Source organism: Streptomyces sp. NPDC044704, assembly GCF_056433525.1.
The window spans coordinates 640,463-659,674 of sequence record NZ_JBWKGY010000002.1 but is presented as its reverse complement, the minus strand read 5'-3'; the positions used below and the strand labels follow the sequence as shown (position 1 = coordinate 659,674).

Sequence of the window (19,212 nt, the reverse complement as noted above, 5' to 3'; positions counted from 1 at the left end):
GTCCGCGCCGTGCTGGAGCCGCCATGTCCGACACCCTCCGCGAACCCGCACCTGCCACCCGCCCCGAGCTGATCCGCCCCAGGGTCCCGGAGACCGACTGGGACGACTGGCGCTGGCACATGCGCCGGCGCATCACCAACGTCGAGAAGGCCAGGCAGTGGATCAACCTGAGCGCCGACGAGGAGGAGGCGATCGCCGGTGTGGCGGGCAAGTACCGCTGGAGCGTCACCCCGTACTACGCCTCCCTGATGGACGCGGACGACCCCGGCTGCCCCGTCCGGCAGCAGGCGGTTCCGGCACTCGGCGAGCTGATGGAGTTCCCCGGTGCCGAGGTCGACCCGGTCGGGGACACCTACTACCGCAAGACCAACCGGGTGGTGCACAAGTACCCGGACCGGGTGATCATGCTGATCACCGAGGCCTGCCCGGTCTACTGCCGCCACTGCACGCGCAAGTTCCACACGACCGACGTCGACGGCACCTACTTCCGTGACGACGAGGGCGGCTCCTTCGACGAGGACCTCCGGTACATCGCCGACCACCCCGAGATCCGGGACGTCCTGCTCACCGGCGGCGACCCGCTGTCCTACCAGGACGGCAAGCTGGAGGAGATCGTCGCCGGGCTCCGGGCGATCCCCAGCGTGGAGATCATCCGGATCGGCAGCAGGTTCCCCGTGCTGCTGCCACAGCGGATCACCGAAGACCTCTGCTCGATGCTCTCCCGCTACCACCCGGTCTGGCTGAACACGCACTTCAACCATCCGAAGGAGATCACGCCGGAGGCCGCCACGGCCGTGGACCGCCTGCTGCGGCACGGGATCCCCGTCGGGAACCAGACGGTGCTGCTGCGCGGGATCAACGACGACGTCACCACCATGCGGACCCTGATGACCGAGCTGCTGCGGATCCGGGTCCGGCCGTACTACCTCTACCACTGCGACAACGTCACCGGGGTCTCGCACTTCATGACGTCCGTGGAGAAGGGGTGGGAGATCATGGCCGGCCTCCAGGGACACATCACCGGGTTCGGCGTCCCCCAGTACGTCCTGACCACCAGGATCGGCAAGATCCCGATCGCGCAGCCCTCCTTCACCCCCACCCCCGACGGCCTGCTGCTCCGCAACTACCGAGGCCAGGAGATGGTCGTCGACGGTGAGGCGCAGCCGATCACGGAGTCCGGTACGCGATGAGCACCCTCGACAAGCGGCTCGGGCAGCGCTTCCTGCCCTACGGAGCGAACTACCTCGACTGGTCCGACATGTCGGAACTGCGGAGGGTGATCGAGCACCAGGTCCTGTTCCGGTACCAGACGGAGACCGAGAGCATGGCCTCCCGGCTGGAGCGGACCGTGGCCGAACGCCTGGGTGCGGGCCACGCCCTGGCCGTCCACAACTGCACGGAGGCGCTGAGGCTGGCGCTGATCTCCACCCGTCCGGCCGTCGGCGACCTGGTGCACGTCCCGGCGGTGACGTTCGTCGCGGTGGCCGGCGCGGTGCTGTCGTGCGGCCTGATCCCGGTGCTGGTCGACGCCGACGACTCGCTCTCCATGGACCCGACGCTGCTGCCGGCGGACGCCCAGCGGGTCATCACGGCCCATATGGAGGGCACCGTGGCCCCGCTGCCGACGGGCGTGCCCTACCTGGTCGAGGACTGCGCGCAGTCGCTCGGCGCGCGCTTCCCCGACGGCCGGTACGTCGGGACGGCCGGCTACGCGGGGACGTTCAGCTTCCACCACAACAAGGTCCTCACCTCGGGCGAGGGCGGGCTGGTCGTCACCGACGACGACGGCGCCTGGGCGACCATGCGCCGCTACCACGACCACGGATCGGCCCGGATCCCCGGCCACTATCCGACGTGGGACCAGGACGCCCACTTCGGGGAGAACTTCGTCACCAGCGAGCAGGTCGCGGCCGTCCAGTGCCAGCAGTTCCGGCACCTCGACGAGCTGCTCGCCGGGCTGGAGCGGATGTACGCCATCGCCATGGCCGAGCTGCCCGACCGGCCCGACCTGGAGGTCCGGCCCCGGGCCGTCGGCGACGTGAAGGTCAGCCTGCGGTTCCGGTGCGAGAGCAAGGAGCTGCGGGACGCCGCGGTGGCGGCGCTCACCGCGGCCGGGATCGCCAACTGGACGCTCGGAAAGTACCTGTTGCCCGACCATCCGGTGCTCACCGGCCGCCGTTCGCTCTACCGCGACGGCTTCCCGTGGAACCACGCGCCCGAAGGTCCGCTCCTCCTCAGCCGCGACGGCTTCGCCCGGACCAGGGACCTGCTGGACCGCACCCTGTGCGTGCCGCTCTCCCCGGAGCTCCCGGAGGCGGAGCAGGCCGTCGCGGCCAAGGCCGTCCGCCAGGTACTGGAGGCGGTGTGAGCGGCGAGGAGGTGCTGCTGATGGTGGACGACCGGCCGTCGTCCTTCACCCGCTACGCGGCCCGGGAGCTCGCCGGCCGGCTGGTCCTGCTGCGGTTCGCCGACACCCGGCCGGACCTGCCGGAGGACTACCTGCTGGAGACCGCGCACCTGCCCGCCTTCTGGGTGCGCGAGGGCGTCGACACGGCCGAGGAGGCCCGGCGGTACCGGGAGTGGGCGGCCGGGCTGCCGGTGCCGCCGACCAGGTTCTGCAATCCGTCGGAGCCCCGGCAGGCCGCGTCCCAGCGGTTCGCGGCGCTCGCCGGCCTGCCGCACCTGACCGAGGAGCAGGTGTCCCTGGTCCGGGACAAGGCCGTCATGAAGGCGTGCTTCCGGGAACTGGGCCTGCGGACGGCGGAGTTCGCCCGGGTGCGGTCGGGCGCCGACGTCGAGCGGTTCGCCGACCGGCACGGCTGGCCGGTGGTCCTCAAACCGGTGGACTCGTTCGCCTGCGTGGACACCTACCGGCTCACCGGGCCGGGCGGCCTCGCCGGAATCGACCTCGCGGCACGGGACTGGATGGTGGAGGCGCACCTCGGAGGCACCGAGTGGGAGGTCTGCGCGCTCGTCCTCGACGGCGAGGTGCTCGACGCCTGGCCCAGTGCCATGCCCTGCCGTCCACTGGACATCGTCGACGGCGCGATGAACGCCAACATCAGCGTCGGCACCGGCGAGGGTCCGCCCGTCGACGTGCGGGCCCTCGTCCAGCGCATCGTGACCGGGATGGGCATCGACCACGGCTACGTGCACATGGAGTTCTTCCTGATCGACGGTGAGGTGTACGCGGGCGAGATCGGCGTCCGTCTCGCGGGCTGCGAGATCCCGGCCAACCACGGCCACGCGTACGGCTTCGACGTGTTCGCCGCCACCCTGGCGGTCTACCTCGGCCGCCGCCCGGACCTCGGCCACCGCGAACGCCGCTGCGCCGGCGACCTGCTGCTGCCGCTGCCCGGCACCGGGCTGGTCCGGCGGATCACCTCGCGGGAGGAGCTCCTGGAGATGCCCGGAGTCATCGACGCCGTGCTCAAGGTCCGCGCCGGAGACACGGTGACGGCCCGCCGTGCCTCGCACAACGCCTCGGGGTACGCCCACGTCGTGGGAGCGTCGGTCGGGGAGGTGGAGAGCCGCATGCGGGAGGTGCTCGCCCGGTTCGCGATCGAGGTGTCGGCGCCGATCGAGGTGTCGGCGCCGCTGGAGGCCGGCGCCGTCCCCACCTGATCCCCGCCCCCGCCGCCCGCCCGGACGGCGGCCCGGCACCCGAGTCGGCCGCCCCGTGCGGCCGTGGAACGGAGACCGACCACGTGACCAGCGGCCTGCCCCGTCGCTTCCTCGACCTGCTCACACGTCCCCGGGTGGCCGGGGCGGCCTGGTGGAGCGTCGTCTCCCGGCTGCCCGTCTACCTGATGTCGCTGGCCCTCGTACTGACCGTCCGTGAGCAGGGCGGCAGTTACGCCCAGGCCGGGCTGGTCGCCGCGCTGTACACGCTGGGGATGGCCCTCGGCAGCCCGCTGATCGCCCGCCGCCTCGACCGCAGCGGCCGCTCGGCGGTGCTGACCGTGACCGCCCTCGCCTACCCGGCGGCGCTCGCCGTCCTGGTGTGGGCGACCCGCCCGGGTGGCTGGGCCCAGCCCGTGGCGGCGGTCGTCGCGGGGGTGGTGCTGCCGCCCGCGAACGCCTGCATGCGCTCGCTCTGGGCGCGGTTGCCGCTCCGGGAGGAGGAACGCGAGACGGCCTACCTGTGGGAGGCGCTGCTCACCGAGGTCCTGGTGATCGGCGCGCCGCTGATGCTCGCGGCCCTGATGCTGGGCGGCTCGGCGGGCCTGGCGTTGACGGTGATCGCGGTGGTGGGCGGCCTGGGCACGCTCGGTCTCGCCTTCACCCGGCTGCCGGCCGGCACCGAGGGCGCCCCGGCGGCCGCTCCGAAGGAGTCCCGGCACCCGCTGGGTCCGCTCCGGGAGCCGGCCCTGCTGGCGCTGACCGGCATCATGGCCGTCTCCGCGGTACCGATCGGCCTGCTGACGCTGGCGATCCCGGCCTTCGTCGACGGGCACGGGGCTCCGGGCGGTGCGGGCGTGGTGTACGCCTGCTGGGGGGTCGGCAGCGCCCTGGGTGCCGTCTGGCTCGGCCGGTCCCAGTCCCAGGTCGCACCCCAGGCGCGCCTGCCGCGGCTGCTGCTGGCCTACGCCCTCGGCACCGGGCTGACGCTGCTCGCCGGTTCCCAGCTGGGCCTGGCCGTGGCGCTCGCGGTGGGCAGCGTACCCATCGCCCTGGTCTCGGCCACCGAGATGAGCCTGGTGAGCGGTATCGCCGACGGGCGGTCCATGGCGGAGGCGTTCACCTGGGCGTCGCTGGCCACCGTCCTGGGCGACGCCCTGGGCCAGCAGGCCGGCGGGCTGCTGATGGACCCGTTCGGGCCGCGGGTGGTGTTCGCGGTGGCGACCGGGACCGCGCTGGCCGGCGCCGGGCTGGCCTTCGCCTGCCGGGGGTTGCTGACCCGGCAGGCGGCGTCGACCGTGAAGTGCGTGGCATGACGGCCGGAGCCGCCACCCGGGGCCCGCCGCCCGCCCGTTCGCCGTCCCCCGCTCCCAGCCGCTCCCCCTTCCCTCCCGCCCCGACGCGGACAACACGAGGTGGTCCACCATGAACGCCGCCCTCACCGACCAGCGCCCCGACCGGGGGTCAGGTCCGGTCCCCCTGTTCCGTCCGGTCACCGTGCGCGCGTTCCCGGGAGCCGTCCGGGAGTTCCTGGAGTCCCCGCGGCTCCGGGCGGTACCGGTCCCGACCGAGGACCGCGCCGATCTGGCGGAGAGCGTCGAGCTCGCCGCCCGGCTGTACGGCGCTCTGCGACAGCTGCACCCGCTGGACACCGGGATCGTCCTGGGCGGGGCGCGGTTGCCCGAAGGGACCGCGGAGCTGGCCCGCCCGTTCGCCCGGACGTGGGTGGGCGAGGAGGAGCTGGCGGACGTCGCGGGGTTCCGGGCCCGGCACGGCGGTTCGCTGCTGATCGTCGGCAGCTACGACCGGCTCACCCTCGACCCCGTCCGGGCCCTGCTCATGGCGACCTACCGCGGCCCGCGGCACGGACTGACGCTGCTGAGCGGCCGTGACGGCGCCTCGGTCTGCTGGAACGTGGCCAAGCAGTACGCGGAGCCGGCCCTCGACGTCGACGCGCTGGGCCTGTTCACCGACACCGACCGGCCGCCCCGGCTGCCCGGCGTCCAGGTCTTCGACGACCGCGACTTCGAGCGTGCGGACATCCAGGCGGAGATCCTCGGCACCCGGTGGCGGCGGGTGGGATTCCAGGGGCACGGCAAGGACGACAGCGTCAACCTCGGCGAGTTCACCATCTGCGGTCTCAACGGCTCGGTGCCGGCCGTGCCCGGACTGCTCGGCCCGCGCTGCGCGTACGGCCTGCCCTGCTACAAGCCGGAGGACAAGCTGGTCCCCCTCAACCGGGTGGAAGCCGTGGAGCTGGTGCTCAGCGCGTGCAACAGCGGCCCGCTCGCGGACCTGGCCCTGTACGACCCGAAGTACCAGCTGCTGCTGAACGCGCTCGACGGCCCGGCCCGCACGGTGGTCTCGGCCGTGTCGGTGCACGACTCCGACCGGCCGGAGAACGTCGCCTGGATGCACGGCGCCCTCGTCGGCGCGGACTCGGTCGACACCCTCAACGCCAGCCTGGCCGGCTCGCACCCCTACCCGGCGTTCATGCGCTTCGGACTCCCGGGGGCACCGGAGGACACCCCGGCGCCCCCCGCTCCGGCGGACCACCGGCCCGATCCGCTGCTGCTGACCGTGGGCGGCCGGCTCACCGCGTACCTCGCCTCGGACCTGCTGCCGCACAACCACCCGCTCCGGCCCCGGCTGACCAAACTGGCCCGGAAGGTCGACCTCTGGGTGGCCAGGCCCACCCATCTCGCCGACCAGTCCCCCGAGCAGATCGACGCCTCGCTCACCGCGGACCTGCAGTCCCTGGACCACGTGATCACCGAGCAGGTCGCGGCCCATCCCGAGACCGAGCTGATGAACTACCCGGCGCACTTCGGCGACCGCAGCAGCCTGGACCCCCAGGTCCTGGAGGTCACCTGCCACTGCGGCCGGCCCGCGCAGGAGTTCACCCGGCGGGGCCTGCTCCCGCACGTCCTGGACACCACGTGCGCCGTCTGCATGCGGTGCGGCGACGTCACCTTCCGGATCCCGGACGCCCCCGCGCTGCTCGCCCACGCCGCGGACGAGGTCGAGCAGGGCGGGGTGCTGGAGGTCAAGGCCACGGTCACCGCGGCCCGGACCGGCCCGGTCCGGCTCGGCCTCTTCGTCCCGGGCTACCTGCGGGAGGACACGACCGTGGAGCCGGCCACGACCAAGGTGCGGCTCACCGGTGGACGGCCCGAGGAGGTCTCCTTCCGGGTCCGGTTCGCTCCCGGCACGGCGCCGCAGGCCTACTACTTCACCGTGTTCGCCGTGCAGGACCTCGCCGTCTCCACGGCCCGCCGCCACTTCGGCGTCGTCCCCCGGACCCCCTGACCCACCTCCGGTACCCGCCCCACTCACACCCCCGTAAGGAGAACCATGGAAAGCCAGAGCGTCGCGGACCGCGGCACCACGTCCCGGCCCAAGCCCAAGCCGACCGTCGAACTGATCGAGCAGAACGGCGAAGTGACCCTCAGCATCGGCGGCGAGCAGGCGATGCAGGCCTGGGAGCGGGACCTGATGTGGGCCAGTGCCGACATGCTCTGCGCGTACGGGCAGGACTTCTACGAGGTGGGGCTGGGTCTCGGCCTGTCCGCGCTGCGCATCGCCGGCAACCCCGCGACCCGCAGTCACACCGTGCTGGAACTGTTCGACGAGGTCGAGGACCTGTTCCGGGCCCGGCACCCCCGCGTCCCCGACAACCTCACCGTCGAGCGCGGGGACTTCTTCGAGCGGATCTTCGAGCTGCCGTCGGAGAGCATCGACGGGATGTTCTTCGACCCCGCCCTCGACATGGAGGTCTGGACGGACGCCGGACTGTGGGCCAGGACCATGCCCGAGGTCGTCCGGGTGCTGCGCCCCGGCGGCGTCTTCATCCCGTTCTTCAGCACCAAGCCGGAGCTGCGCTGGCAGTACCTTCCGCACTTCCGCTCGATCCGGGTCGAGCGGCACCCCTTCGTCGCCTACGACACCACCGAGTACACGCACGGCGGCACCACCGGCGACGCCTTCATCCAGTGCTTCCTCAAGGACTGACCCCCCTCACCCGACACCGCGCACCCGCGCCGCTCCGGAGGTATCCCCATGGCCATCACCCTGCCCCATGACTCCCGCGACTCACGTGACTCCCGCGACTCCCGCGACTCCCGCCCCGACCTGGGCATCCGTTCGGTCTTCCTCGCCGGCCCGTTCATCCAGCTCCTGGACCCGGAGACCGGAGAGATGCCGGCCGACGCCCGGGCCCCGTTCGACGTCCTGATCAAGCACTTCGAGGCGCAGGGGATCTCCGTGCACAACGCCCACCGCCGCGAGGCGTGGGGTGCGGAGCTGATGCGGCCCGACCAGTGCACCCGGCTCGACCAGGACGAGATCCGCAAGGCCGACGTCTTCGTCGCGCTGCCGGGCCATCCGGCCTCCCCGGGCACCCACATCGAGATCGGGTGGGCCAGCGCCTTCGACAAGCCGATCGTCCTGCTGCTGGAACGCGACAGGGAGTACACCTTCCTGGTCCAGGGACTGCACACGGTCGCGTCGGTGGAGTACGTGGTCCACACGGACATCGCCTCCTGCCTGCCGGCCGTCGACCGTGCGGTGGAGCTGGCGGTCCTGCGGCAGCGGGAGGGCAGCGGCGGCCGGTAGCCGCCGGGTGCCCCGGAGCACGGGAGGCCCCTCCCGCCGCGGGTGTCCGCGGCGGGAGGGGCCCAGGGGCGTCCGTCAGGTGCGGTACGCGTAGTAGACCGCGTCCGGGTAGGACGCGATGATGCTCGCGAGCGACTTCCGGTACGTGTTGGTGGAGTGGTAGGTGAGGTACGGCATTCCGGCCTTGCTGCGGTACGTCACCATCATGGAGTGGTCCTTGGACCCGTCCTTGTTGAAGTCCACTTGCAGGACGTCACCGATGTCCGCCTGGTAGACGTTGGCCAGGTTCGCGGCCCGCTGGTTGGACAGCGTGAACCAGGCGAACTCGTTCGCGCCGACCCAGGAGTCGGACTGACGGGTGCCGTCGTACCACCAGTTCCGGTAGTCCGAGGAGGAGCCCGGAACGGGCTTCCAGCCGCCCGCCTTCAGCGCCTGGCTGATGAAGTTGGTGCAGTCGCCCCCGGACCCGTTGAACTTCCGGTACGCCGGGTTGTAGTTGCTCCAGTACTTCTCCGCGTACTTCGCCATGGCGGCGTAGTCGTAGGCACCACCGGTCTTCGCCTTGGGCTTCGCCGGGGCCGGGTACTTGGTGGACGCGGGCGTGCCGTCCGGGTACTGGTTGCCGTCGTCCTTGACGACCTTCACCTTCGCCGCGACGGGCTCGTTGACCGCGACCGGGCCGCTGTCCTGCGACTTGATCGAGACCAGCTCCCACCCGCCACCGCGCTTGCTGGTGAGGGTCAGCTCGTACCGCGTCCCGATGTCGGTGGTGTCCGGCTCGTCCCCGCGCAGCTTCTTGTACGTGAGCGTGGTCTTCTCGGTGACCTGGACGGTCGCCTTCCCGCCGGTGACCGTGGCACGGTCCACGACGACTCGGGTGTCGGCGCCCGTGTACGCCTCACCGAGTTCCGCCAGGCGGGCCTTGCGGGACCGCAGCGACTGGAGCGCCGCGTCCTCGTCCTTCTTCAGCTGGGCCGTCATGCGGGTCTTCTGGCCGGCCGGGCCCGAACCCTGCTTCCCCGCCTGGTCGTCGACCAGTGCCTGGGTCCGCTGGGAGAGCACGTCGTCGGCTATGCGCCCGAAGGTGTCGGCGGTGGCCCGGTCGGCCGCCTTGGGCCCGGAGGCCGCACCCGCGGAGTAGGCGAGCATGCTGCCGGACGCCAGGGCCACGGTCAGGGCCGCGATGGCGGCGGGCCTGAACCTCTTAGGTATCACTGTGTTTCCCCTTGTCACCCGGTCCGCACGAACCGGGGGACGGAATCTTCGCACAACTGGACGCCCCCCTCATCCCGTTCCGCTTCCGCACCGGCCGACTGGCGGGAGTCGCCCCGTGCGCCGTGCGGCACGCCTCCGCTTCGTCACCGGGGCCGGCGCCGCGGGCGCGCGGCGGGATGCGGCCACCACCGCGACGGCCCCACAGCGAGTGCATCTAGGGTGGGCGGCAAAGCACAGCACAGGGGGGCATTCGACATGGCCAGGAAGGACACCGCCGCAGGAGGGCGATCCCGGCGCAGGCGGGCCGCCCCGGCGGGCGGCGGCGGGGCAGGGCCGGGCCGTCGGAGGAAGTCCGGGGCGCGCCGCGACCCGGGTGCGGGAGCGGGCCGGCTCGGCGCCCTCGCGCCGGCCGCCGCTTTGGCGCGTACTCAACTGCGGCGCCTGCGCCCGGAGTTCCCGCGACCGGGCCGCAGCGGCTGGCGCCGGTGGATACCCTCGTGGCGCCAGTGGCTGGGCGCCGGCCTGTACGTGCTCACGGGTCTGACGGGCTTCGTCACGTACGCCTACGCGACCACGGACATACCCGACGACCTCAACTCGTTCGCCACGCAGCAGGACAACGTCTACTACTGGGCCGACGGCTCCACGATGGCCCGGACGGGCTGGGTCAGCCGGCAGGAGATGCCCTTGGACAAGGTGCCCGACAAGGTCCAGGGAGCCGTGCTCGCGGCCGAGAACTCCAGCTTCTACTCGGATCCCGGAGTCTCACCGTCGGGCGTCCTGCGCGCCGTGGGCGCAGCGGTGACGGGCGGCGAGACCCAGGGCGGGTCCACGATCACGCAGCAGTACGTGAAGAACGCCTACCTGAGCCAGGACCGCACCCTCTCCAGGAAGTTCACCGAGCTCCTGCTCGCCGTGAAACTGGACAACCAGCGGAGCAAGGACCAGATCCTCCAGGACTACCTCAACACCAGCTGGTTCGGGCGCGGCACCTACGGCATCCAGCGCGCCTCCCAGGCCTACTACGGCAAGGACGTCTCGCAGCTCAACGCGAGCGAGGGCGCCTTCCTGGCCTCCCTCCTCAAGGGCGCCGGGCTCTACGACCCCGCCCTCGGCAAGGAGAACCACGAGCGGGCCGTCGAACGGTGGTCCTGGATCCTGGACCGCATGGTCGAAACGGGCCGGCTCACGCGCGCCGAGCGCGCCGGCTACACCCGGTTCCCCGAGCCCTCGGGCGCCTCCCTCGGCGGCACGCCCGGCGCACAGACCGGCTATCTGGTCGAGCTGGCCAAGGCCTACACGGTCAAGGCCGGCCGCATCACGGACTCCGACTTCGACCTCGGCGGCTACCAGATCTACACGACCTTCGACCGGGACCGCATGACGGCCCTGACCTCCGCCGTCCAGCAGACGCAGAAGGACTTCGACGCCGAACGGCGGCCCGACACCGACAAGCACGCGAAGATCGGGGCGGCGAGCGTCGCCCCCGACGGGCGGCTGCTGGCCGTGTACGGAGGGCCCGACTACCTGAAGCAGGGCTTCAACGAGTCGAACGCCACGACGGTCCCGGCCGGCACCGCGTTCACCCCGTTCGTCTACGCCGCCGCACTTGAGGAAGGGGTGCTGCGCACGCGCGGCAAGAACCGCACGCCCGTCTCCCCCTCCACCACGTACGACGGCAACGACCAGGTGACCGTGCAGACGCCCGACGGCCCGTACTGGGACCGCGGCGGCAAGGTGGTCAAGGGGCGCAACGACGGTGGCCGCAGCTGGGGCCAGGTGACCCTGCGCCAGGCCGTCGCGAACTCCGTGAACACCCCCATGCTGCAGCTCGGCCTCGACGTCGGGCTCGACCGGGTGGAAGCCTTCGCCGAACGCTCCGGGCTGCTCGGATCGAGCCTCGGACCGCGGATCCCCACGTTCGCGCTCGGGGAGAACTCGACGCCCAGCGCGATCCGCATGGCCGGCGCCTACGAGACCTTCGCCGCCGACGGCATGCACACCGACCCCTACTCGGTGCGCTCGGTCACCCGCAACGGCGCCGCGCTGCCGCTCGACGCGCCGAAGGCGACCCGGGCCGTGACGGCCGCGACCGCCCGCGCGGTGACGGACACCCTGCGGGCCACGGTCACCGAAGGATCGGCGAAGTCGGTGGCCAAGGCGCACCCCGGTACTGCGGGCAAGACCGGGACGACCGCCGCGAACACGGCGGGCTGGTTCGTGGCCAGCACCGAGCAGGAGTCCACGGCGGTGGTGGTCTACCGGATGTCGCTGACCGACCTGGTCCCGCTGCCGCTGACGGGGCTGGGGGGCAGCGCCCCGGGCACGCCCGGCAGCGACCGGGCGGTGCGCCTGTGGGGCGACTACGCGAAGGCCGTGAAGTAGGCCGGGCGGCGTGCGCCGGGGCGGCGGTGCGCCCCGGCGGCCCGGGTCACTTGATCAGCGCGGCCCAGTCCGGTGCCTGCGCGGGGTCGAGCAGGCGGAGCTGGGCCAGGACCTTCGGGTCCTGTGCGTCGAGCCAGTCCGCCAGTTCCTTGAACGAGACGCAGCGGACGTCCTGGCGCGGGCAGACGTCCTTCATCACGTCCTCGACGGCCTTCATGTAGATGCCGCCGTTCCAGTCCTCGAAGTGGTTGCCGATGAACATCGGGGCCCGGCTGCCGTTGTAGACCCGGTTGAAGCCGTTCATGTACGACATGCGGGTCTGCGTCTGCCAGCCGGAGAACTTCGCCGGGTCGCCCTGGGTGCTGTCGCCGGACTGGTTGTAGAGGAAGTTGAAGTCCATGGACAGCACCTGTACCTCCTTGCCGTGCAGGGGCAGGAGCTGGAGCGGGAAGTTCCATATGCCGTCCGGCTTCGACGGCCACAGCTGGAAGTCTCCCGAGGAGCTCGCGTCGTAGCGCCAGCCGTACGGCTTGATCGCGGCCATGAGGTTCTTCTGGCCCTCCAGGCAGGGCGCTCGGCCGCCGACCACTTCCCGGTCGGGGTCGAAGGGCAGGGGCGCCTCCTTGGTGAACCCGGTGTTGGTCTTCCAGTTCTTGACGAAGGAGTACGTCTGGTCTATCTCGCTCTTCCATTCGGCGGGGCTCCAGTCCCCGCCGCCCTTGGGCCCGCAGAAGTGCCCGTTGAAGTGTGACCCGATTTCGTTGCCGTCGGTCCAGGCTCCGCGCAGCTGCCCGAGCGTGGACTTCACGTGGGGGACCGTCGGGTACGAGATGGCGGCCGACCCCTGGTCGTGCTGCGGTGGGCGGTAGAGCGCCTTCTTGCTCTCCGGCAGCAGGTAGATGCCCGTGAGGAAGAAGGTCATGTGGGCCTTGTTCTCGCGGGCCACCTGGCGGAAGTGCGAGAAGAGGCGGTCGTCGCCTTCCAGCGCGCCGTCCCAGGAGAACACCACGAACTGCGGCGGCTTCTCGCCGGGCTTCAGCCGCTCGGGCTTGAGCTGTCCCGGCTGCGGTCCGGTGTAGGAGGTGGAGCCGTCCCCCAGCACCTTGACCTTGCCGTCCCAGGCCTCCTCCGCGCCCTTCGCGGCGGCGGCCTCGCCGGCCGCGCCGCCCGGGGCCGCGAGCTTCGCGTCGTGCGGGGCGGTGCCCGAGGAGCCGCCCAGGGTGAAGGCGTACGCGGTCGCGGCGGCTCCGCCCAGCGCGATCACGGCGATGCCGATGCCCAGGCGCCTGCGGTTCTGCGCCCGCCTGCGTACTTTGCGGGTGCTCCGGGACTCCGTCCGGGTCCTCGTAGCCGTGTCGGTACCGGTGTCGGCGTCGGCCATCGCAGTCGTCCCCCCTGATACCCGCAGCCCGGCCGCGTGCGGATGGTTCGTACGAATATAGAACTTGTCGGCACTCCTCCCGTACCCCGAGTCCCTCACGTACGTCGCTTCACAGCCAACCCACAGCCACGCACCGGACAGCGCCCTTCCGCTCTGATCGCAGGTCAGGGCGGGTTGTGGGATTGCCGATCGCCCATGACGGGCAAGTTTGCATAGCCACGGGACGGGCATCGTCCGGCCTCAGGAGAGGGGGCGGTCGTCACCACGGGCGAGGACAAGCGCAACGTACCGCATCGCTCTGCCGTGCACCCCGAAGACGTCCGCCCCGAGGACGTGCCCTCCGAAGACGTGCCCGAGCCCCCAACAGCGAGGTGTGAAGGAGGCTGGTCCCCATGACGGTGCGTGCCGTCGAGGTCCCCCGGCTGTGGATGCCCTATCCGCTGCGGGTGAATCCGCACCTGTCCGCCCTGCACGAGGAGAGCGAGACCTGGGCGCGCGAGATGGGCATGCTGGACGGCTACGGGGGGCCGTCGGCCCGCCGTGCGATATGGACCCGCTCCAAGTTCCACGCCATGACCGTCGACCAGCTGACCGCCTGGACCCTGCCCGACGCCCCGCTCGCCGAGCTCCGCCTCAACCACCGGTTCAACGTCTGGGCCCTGGCCTGGGACGACTACTTCGCTTCCGCCTTCAAGCAGACCGGTGACCTCCCGGGCGCGCGGGCCTTCACCGCCCGGCTGCACGCCTTCCTCCGGCCGGAGCTCGGCGCCCGGCTGCCTGAGCCGACGAATGCCGTCGAGCGGGGGATCGCCGACCTGCAACTACGCCTCTTCCCACCGAGGCTGGCGCACTGGCGGCACGAGTTCAACCGGGCGCTGGCGAGATACGTCGATGCCGGGGTCGAGGAGCTGGCCAACAGCCGCAGCGGCCACGTTCCCCACCTGATCGACTACGCTCCGTTCCGGCGCGAGAGCTTCGCCGCCCATACCGCTCCCTATTCCGTCGAGTTGTCCACCGGCGCGCGAATACCCGAGCGGATACTGCACACCCGGACCGTGCGCGGCCTGCTCGACGCCTTCATGGACTTCATGGGCCTGGCGAACGACATCGCCTCCTACGAACGGGAGGTGCACGAGGAACACGACGTCAACAACCTCGTCCTCGTCGTCGGCACCTCCCTGGGCATCGGCCTCCACGAGGCCGTGCCCGCCGCCCTCAACCTGGTGAACGCCCGCCTGCGGGACTTCGAGCACTTCCGGCGGATCGACCTGCCCCGGCTCGTCCGGCAGGCCGGGCTGCACCACGACGAGCGGACCGAGCTGGAGACGTGGCTCCGGGGGGCCTGCGGCTTCCTCTCCGGCCTCCACGCCTGGTACACCGGGGCACCCCGCTACGCCTCCGCGGACGGCCCCTACCCGCAGTGACGGCGGCGGGGGCGGCCACGACGGGGGGTGCCGACGGAGCCCCGTCGGCACCCCCGGCCGTGGCGTTCGGTGCGGCCGCCGCTCCTACCGCCCGCCCAGGAGCCGCCTGACGCGCGTCCACCACGAGACACGGGGCCCGGACCGGTGCGCCGCCCCGTGGCCGGGCACCGGCGACGGCGGAGCCGACGGCATCCCGCCGCTCTGCGCGGGGGGAGCCGGAAGCGGGGCCGGTACCTCGTCGGGCTGGGGATGGCGCGGGGCGAAGCTCACCGGCAGTGCCGTCAGGTGCCGGGCCCAGGTGGAGGAACGCCAGATGAGGCTCTCCTCGGGCACGGCGAGGCGCACGTCGGGCAGCCGGGTGAGCAGGATGTCGATGCCGGTGTCGGCGATGATGCGGCCGATGTCCTGCCCGGGACATTCGTGGGTACCGGCGCTGAAGGACAGGTGCGCACGGTTGTGGTGCACCGGCGCCGACGCGTCCGGGCGGATCGCCTTGTCGACGTTCCCGGCGGCCAGGCCCAGCAGGAGCATGTCCCCCGCCCTGATCTGCTGTCCCCCGAGGACGGTGTCGCCGTTGGCCCAGCGGCCCGGGCACACCATCAGCGGCGGCTCGTCCCAGAGGACCTGCTCCACGGCTTCGGGCAGGGTCATCTGGCCGCCGGCCAGCGAGCCGCGGAACCGCGGGTCGGTGACGACCATCCGCAGGACGTTGGACATGAGGTTGGCCGTCGTCTCGTAGCCCGCGAGCAGGATGAGGCGCAGGTGGTGCTGGACCTCCTCGTCCGTGAGGTTGGCGGGGTGCGCCATCAGCGCGGAGGCGATGTCGTGCCCCGGGCGGGCACGTTTGGCGATGACGAGCTGTGCGAGGGCCTCCAGCACGTAGGCGTTGCTGGCGAGTGACGTCTCGGTGGCCTTGAAGAGGTCACGGGCGGCGTGCACGAGCCTGGGTCCGGACTCGTCCGGCATTCCGAGCAGGTGGGTGAGGGTGAGCATGGGCAGGTGCTCGGTGAACTGGCCCACCAGCTCGGCCTCGCCGCGCTCGCAGAAGGTGTCGATCACCTGGTGGGCGAAGCGGGTGATGTGCCGGCGGACCCCGCGGTGGTCGAACTGGCTGAGGCCGGCCGTGACCGCGCCGCGCAGGCGCTGGTGTTCCTCCCCGTCCGCGCAGACGCAGTCGGGGCGCCAGCCGATCATCGGTACGAGCGGGGACGTGGCGGGGTCGATCTCCCCGCTCCGCCAGCCGTGCCAGACGCGGGGGTCGCGGGAGAACTGGGTGGGGCGGCTGGCCACGTCGCGGTTCTCCAGGTACCCGAGGACGAGCCAGGCGCGCACGTCGCCGTCGAGCAGGACGGGTGCCACCGGGCCGTGGGCGGCCCGCAGTTCCTCGTACAGGCCCATGGGGTCCGTCGCGGCGGCGGCGCCGTAGAGGCGGGTGGCTCCGCCGGTGCCCGTGGCGGTGTGGGCCGGGCAGCCCGGGGGCGGGACCGGCCCGGGCTGCGCGGTGGCGTGTTCGGCGGGTGGAACGGTCATGCGGTCTCCTGGGCGGCGGCGAGGGTGCACAGGTAGACCATCAGCGAGAGCAGGGCGTCGCGGCAGGACGCCCGGTCCCGTGCGTCACAGGTGATGATGGGCACGGATTCGCTGAGGGCCAGAGCTGTGCGCAGGTCCGGTACGGGGTACTGCGGGGCTTCCGGGAAGGTGTTGACGGCCACGACGAACGGGACGCGGCGGTCTTCGAGACGGGTGATGACCTCGAAGCAGACTTCGATCCGGCGGGTGTCGACGAGGACCACGGCGCCGAGCGCGCCTTCGAAGATGCCGTTCCACAGGAACCAGAAGCGTTCTTGTCCCGGGGTCCCGAACAGGTAGAGGATCAGCTCCTGGTTGATGCTGATCCGCCCGAAGTCCATCGCGACGGTGGTGGTGTTCTTGCCTTCGGCGCCGGGGTTGTGGTCGATCCCGACGCCTGCCTGCGTCATGGTCTCCTCGGTGGTGAGGGGCGGGATCTCGCTCACCGCCCCCACCATGGTCGTCTTGCCGACTCCGAAGCCTCCGACGATCACGACCTTGATTCCCCTGGCGCCGTGGGGCAGGAGCACGTCGGGGTCGCGCGGGCCGGCCTCCAGTGCGTCAGAGCTTGCGTAGTCCATGGATCACCGCCTCCAGCAGGCCGCGTTCGGGGTATGCCTCCACGGGCACGGGTGCGATGGCCTCCAGCCGCTCGTCCTCGACGAGCTTGGACAGCAGCACGGTGACGACGCTGAACGGGAGGCTGAGGTACGCCGACAGCTCGGCCACCGAGAGGGGGTACGTGCACATGGAGAGGATGGCGGCCTGCTCGGGCTGCATCGCCGGCTCGGGCTCGGACCTCGACGCGATGAGGGTGACCAGGTCGAAGGTCTTGGCCGCGGAGCCCGGGCCGCCGGTAATGACGTAGAGCGGAACGGGGGTGCCTTCATCCCATGGGTCCTGGTTCTCTGATGTCACATCGCCTGCCCGACGTCCTCACGAGGCGGGCTCGTCATGTGCTGGCCGATCCTGACCACCAACGTGCGCATGCGGTCGCCCAGGAGTCCGGCGTCCACTTCCTCGTCGGCCAGCACCGCGAGGTAGGCGCCGGGTCCGGCGGCCATCAGGGAGAAGTACCCGCCGTCGGCCTCGATCCCGACCATCCGCGTGGAGCCGTCCCCGTGCGGGAACATCTGCGCGATGGCCCTCGCCAGGCTCTGGATGCCGGAGCAGGCCGCGGCGATCGCGTCGGCGGTGTCGGGCGCCGTGTTCGCCTGTCCGATGGACAGGCCGTCCGACGACAGGACGACCACGTGTCGCACGTACGGGACGCCGCCCACGAGCTCCTTGAGCATCCAGTCCATGTTCGGCAGTGGCTGCATGTTACTCGACCTCATCTGACGGCTCGCTGTGTGGAGTGGAAGGGTCGGCGAGGGATCGCTTCTCGCCGTTGAACGCCTCCCACATCAGACCCGGCTGGCGGGAATTGCCCCGGGAGGCCGGAGCGGCGGGGGGCGTGGGGGTCGCCAGTACGACCGGCTTCGGGACGGGCGACTCCCGTCGTCGTTGCGGCAGTCCGTTGACGGTCTGCCTGACCTCGACGGGGTCCGGGACGACGTTGCGCACCGGCGTCGGGCGGGGCAGGACCGGACCGCCCGCGCGCCTCCTGCGGCCGGGCTCCTGGACCCGCACGACGGGCTGCGGCACCGTGGTGATCAGGCGCCTGGGAACGAGTACGACGGCCCGTACGCCGCCGTAGGCGGAGGTGCGCAGGTCGACCTCGCAGCCGTGCTCGCGCGCCAGCCGGCTGACGACGGGGAGTCCGAGCTGGGTGACCTCGCCGAGGCCCGACAGCTGGATGCCCGACGCCGACTGCGCCATGACGCGTTCGACGTGCTGCCGGACCTCTTCGGTGAGTCCGACCCCGCGGTCCTCGATCTCGATCGCGATGCCGGAGGGCACCTCGCTGGCGGTGACCTCCACCGGGGTGTGCGGCGGCGAGAACGTCGTGGCGTTGTCGAGCAGTTCGGCGAGCAGGTGGATGAGCGGTTCGGCGCCCGGGCCGATCACGGCCACCTCGGCCACCGCCTGCAGCTTCACGCGGGGGTAGTCCACGATGCGTGACATGGCCCCGCGCAGGACGTCGTAGAGCGGGATCGGCTTCGACCACTGGCGTCCGGGGCGGGCGTCGCCCAGGACCGCGATGCTGGCCGCGAGGCGCCCGATCAGCGCGTTGCGGTGGTCGATGTCCTGGAGGCCCCGGGACACGACGACGTCCGTACCGTGGAGGATCTGCATGGCGTGGAGGTCCTTGGCGAGCTGGTGCACGATCGCCTGGACCCGGCGCGCGACCGCCACGAGTGCCCGCTGGGAGGAGTCCCGTGTGTACTCCTCGGCCTCCACGGCCTCCAGGAGCTTTTGCAGTGCTCCCCTGAGCGCTTCCGTGAACTCGTCGTCGAGGTGGTTCCCGAAGCTGACGGCCTGGAGGATGTCCGAGGCGGGATCGCCCTTCTGGAGACGGGCGACGGCCGCGGGGAGCAGCTCTTCGGCGAGCCAGACGGTGGTGGCCCGCTGATCGGCCAGGCGACCGAGCAACGCGGCCTCGCGCCGCGCGTGGTACTCGTACGCCTCGGCATTGGCCTGCGCGTGGCGGGCCGCCTGCGCCGACTGCAACCGGCGCGCCGTCTCGGCCGAGGTGACGGCCGTCAGGACGACCGCGGCCAGTCCGCACCAGGCGACCGTTGTCCATATCTGTGCGGGTGACAGGAGCAACGCTATGGCGGAAGCTCCGGCCAGAACTCCGGGAGGGAGCAGCCATACCCGGGCAACCGCAGTTGGCCGGCGTCTGGAAATTGCACCTGCACGAACCATCAGGGGGTCCCCATACAGTCTGAAATGAGCGGACTGAGGTGATGCGATGCGCCGAAAGGCGCCCCGTCCGCGCGCACCCAGCGTCCATGACTCGCTGTGAGCGCAGCGCAACACTCGGGGAGCATAGTCAGTTCGGGTTCGCCATGTGACCTTGCGTTAAGGACAGCCTGCACCGGTCATTCCGGGCCCATA

16 protein-coding genes are annotated in these 19,212 nt (G+C 71.6%); 9 read left to right on the top strand and 7 right to left on the bottom strand.

Going from position 1 to position 19,212, the window contains the following annotated elements; all coding sequences use genetic code 11:
- Positions 1-23 precede the first annotated feature (23 nt).
- The 7 genes from blsG to AC07B0_RS07295 all read left to right on the top strand — a co-directional run bounded on the left by blsG (position 24) and on the right by AC07B0_RS07295 (position 8,235).
- Positions 24-1,190 (top strand): arginine 2,3-aminomutase, encoded by a 1,167-nt coding sequence (gene blsG / locus AC07B0_RS07325; protein ID WP_478897169.1) that lies wholly within the window; start codon positions 24-26, stop codon positions 1,188-1,190.
- The gene (locus AC07B0_RS07320; protein ID WP_478897167.1) at positions 1,187-2,368 is read left to right on the top strand and encodes a DegT/DnrJ/EryC1/StrS family aminotransferase; all 1,182 of its coding nucleotides are present in this window, start codon (positions 1,187-1,189) and stop codon (positions 2,366-2,368) included. The genes blsG and AC07B0_RS07320 overlap by 4 nt, the downstream gene beginning before the upstream one ends.
- Positions 2,365-3,624: an ATP-grasp domain-containing protein gene (locus AC07B0_RS07315; protein ID WP_478897165.1), complete on the top strand. Its 1,260-nt coding sequence runs from the start codon at positions 2,365-2,367 to the stop codon at positions 3,622-3,624. The genes AC07B0_RS07320 and AC07B0_RS07315 overlap by 4 nt, the downstream gene beginning before the upstream one ends.
- Before the next feature lie 83 nt (positions 3,625-3,707).
- Complete coding sequence (locus tag AC07B0_RS07310; protein WP_356876530.1) at positions 3,708-4,937, top strand: MFS transporter; 1,230 nt, start codon at positions 3,708-3,710, stop codon at positions 4,935-4,937.
- A 109-nt stretch (positions 4,938-5,046) separates the two neighbouring features.
- Entirely contained in the window at positions 5,047-6,930 is a 1,884-nt protein-coding gene (locus AC07B0_RS07305) for a hypothetical protein (protein ID WP_478897163.1), read from the top strand.
- 45 nt (positions 6,931-6,975) lie between these two features.
- A complete protein-coding gene (locus tag AC07B0_RS07300; protein WP_467292849.1) occupies positions 6,976-7,632 on the top strand; it encodes a class I SAM-dependent methyltransferase in 657 nt (218 codons plus the stop codon).
- Between the two features lie 48 nt (positions 7,633-7,680).
- Positions 7,681-8,235, top strand: a complete 555-nt coding sequence (locus tag AC07B0_RS07295) for a nucleoside 2-deoxyribosyltransferase (protein ID WP_478897160.1) — start codon at positions 7,681-7,683, stop codon at positions 8,233-8,235.
- A 75-nt stretch (positions 8,236-8,310) separates the two neighbouring features.
- On the opposite strand, the gene AC07B0_RS07290 is transcribed toward AC07B0_RS07295, so the two are convergent.
- Positions 8,311-9,450, bottom strand: coding sequence for an amidase domain-containing protein (locus AC07B0_RS07290; RefSeq protein WP_467292846.1), 1,140 nt, complete (start codon positions 9,448-9,450; stop codon positions 8,311-8,313).
- Positions 9,451-9,705: 255 nt separating this feature from the next.
- Here AC07B0_RS07290 and AC07B0_RS07285 point away from each other — a divergent pair, with 255 nt between their 5' ends.
- Positions 9,706-11,835: a transglycosylase domain-containing protein gene (locus AC07B0_RS07285; protein ID WP_478897158.1), complete on the top strand. Its 2,130-nt coding sequence runs from the start codon at positions 9,706-9,708 to the stop codon at positions 11,833-11,835.
- Between the two features lie 46 nt (positions 11,836-11,881).
- On the opposite strand, the gene AC07B0_RS07280 is transcribed toward AC07B0_RS07285, so the two are convergent.
- The gene (locus tag AC07B0_RS07280; protein ID WP_356876542.1) at positions 11,882-13,216 is read right to left on the bottom strand and encodes a polysaccharide deacetylase family protein; all 1,335 of its coding nucleotides are present in this window, start codon (positions 13,214-13,216) and stop codon (positions 11,882-11,884) included.
- Between the two features lie 392 nt (positions 13,217-13,608).
- On the opposite strand from AC07B0_RS07280, the gene AC07B0_RS07275 reads away from it, so the two are divergent.
- The gene (locus tag AC07B0_RS07275; protein ID WP_478897156.1) at positions 13,609-14,640 is read left to right on the top strand and encodes a terpene synthase family protein; all 1,032 of its coding nucleotides are present in this window, start codon (positions 13,609-13,611) and stop codon (positions 14,638-14,640) included.
- 84 nt (positions 14,641-14,724) lie between these two features.
- Here AC07B0_RS07275 and AC07B0_RS07270 read toward each other — a convergent pair whose 3' ends face one another.
- Genes AC07B0_RS07270 through AC07B0_RS07250 form a run of 5 tightly spaced genes read right to left on the bottom strand, consistent with a single transcriptional unit; the run spans position 14,725 to position 18,921 of the window.
- Positions 14,725-16,170: a cytochrome P450 gene (locus AC07B0_RS07270; RefSeq protein WP_478897154.1), complete on the bottom strand. Its 1,446-nt coding sequence runs from the start codon at positions 16,168-16,170 to the stop codon at positions 14,725-14,727.
- Entirely contained in the window at positions 16,167-16,790 is a 624-nt protein-coding gene (locus AC07B0_RS07265) for a GTP-binding protein (RefSeq protein WP_356876548.1), read from the bottom strand. The genes AC07B0_RS07270 and AC07B0_RS07265 overlap by 4 nt, the downstream gene beginning before the upstream one ends.
- The gene (locus tag AC07B0_RS07260) at positions 16,771-17,127 is read right to left on the bottom strand and encodes a DUF742 domain-containing protein (RefSeq protein WP_356876550.1); all 357 of its coding nucleotides are present in this window, start codon (positions 17,125-17,127) and stop codon (positions 16,771-16,773) included. Before AC07B0_RS07260 ends, AC07B0_RS07265 begins: the two co-directional genes overlap by 20 nt.
- Positions 17,124-17,531 (bottom strand): roadblock/LC7 domain-containing protein, encoded by a 408-nt coding sequence (locus AC07B0_RS07255; protein ID WP_356876552.1) that lies wholly within the window; start codon positions 17,529-17,531, stop codon positions 17,124-17,126. Before AC07B0_RS07255 ends, AC07B0_RS07260 begins: the two co-directional genes overlap by 4 nt.
- Before the next feature lies 1 nt (position 17,532).
- On the bottom strand, positions 17,533-18,921 hold the full coding sequence (locus tag AC07B0_RS07250; protein ID WP_356876554.1) for an ATP-binding protein: 1,389 nt from the start codon (positions 18,919-18,921) through the stop codon (positions 17,533-17,535).
- Between the last annotated feature and the right edge of the window lie 291 nt (positions 18,922-19,212).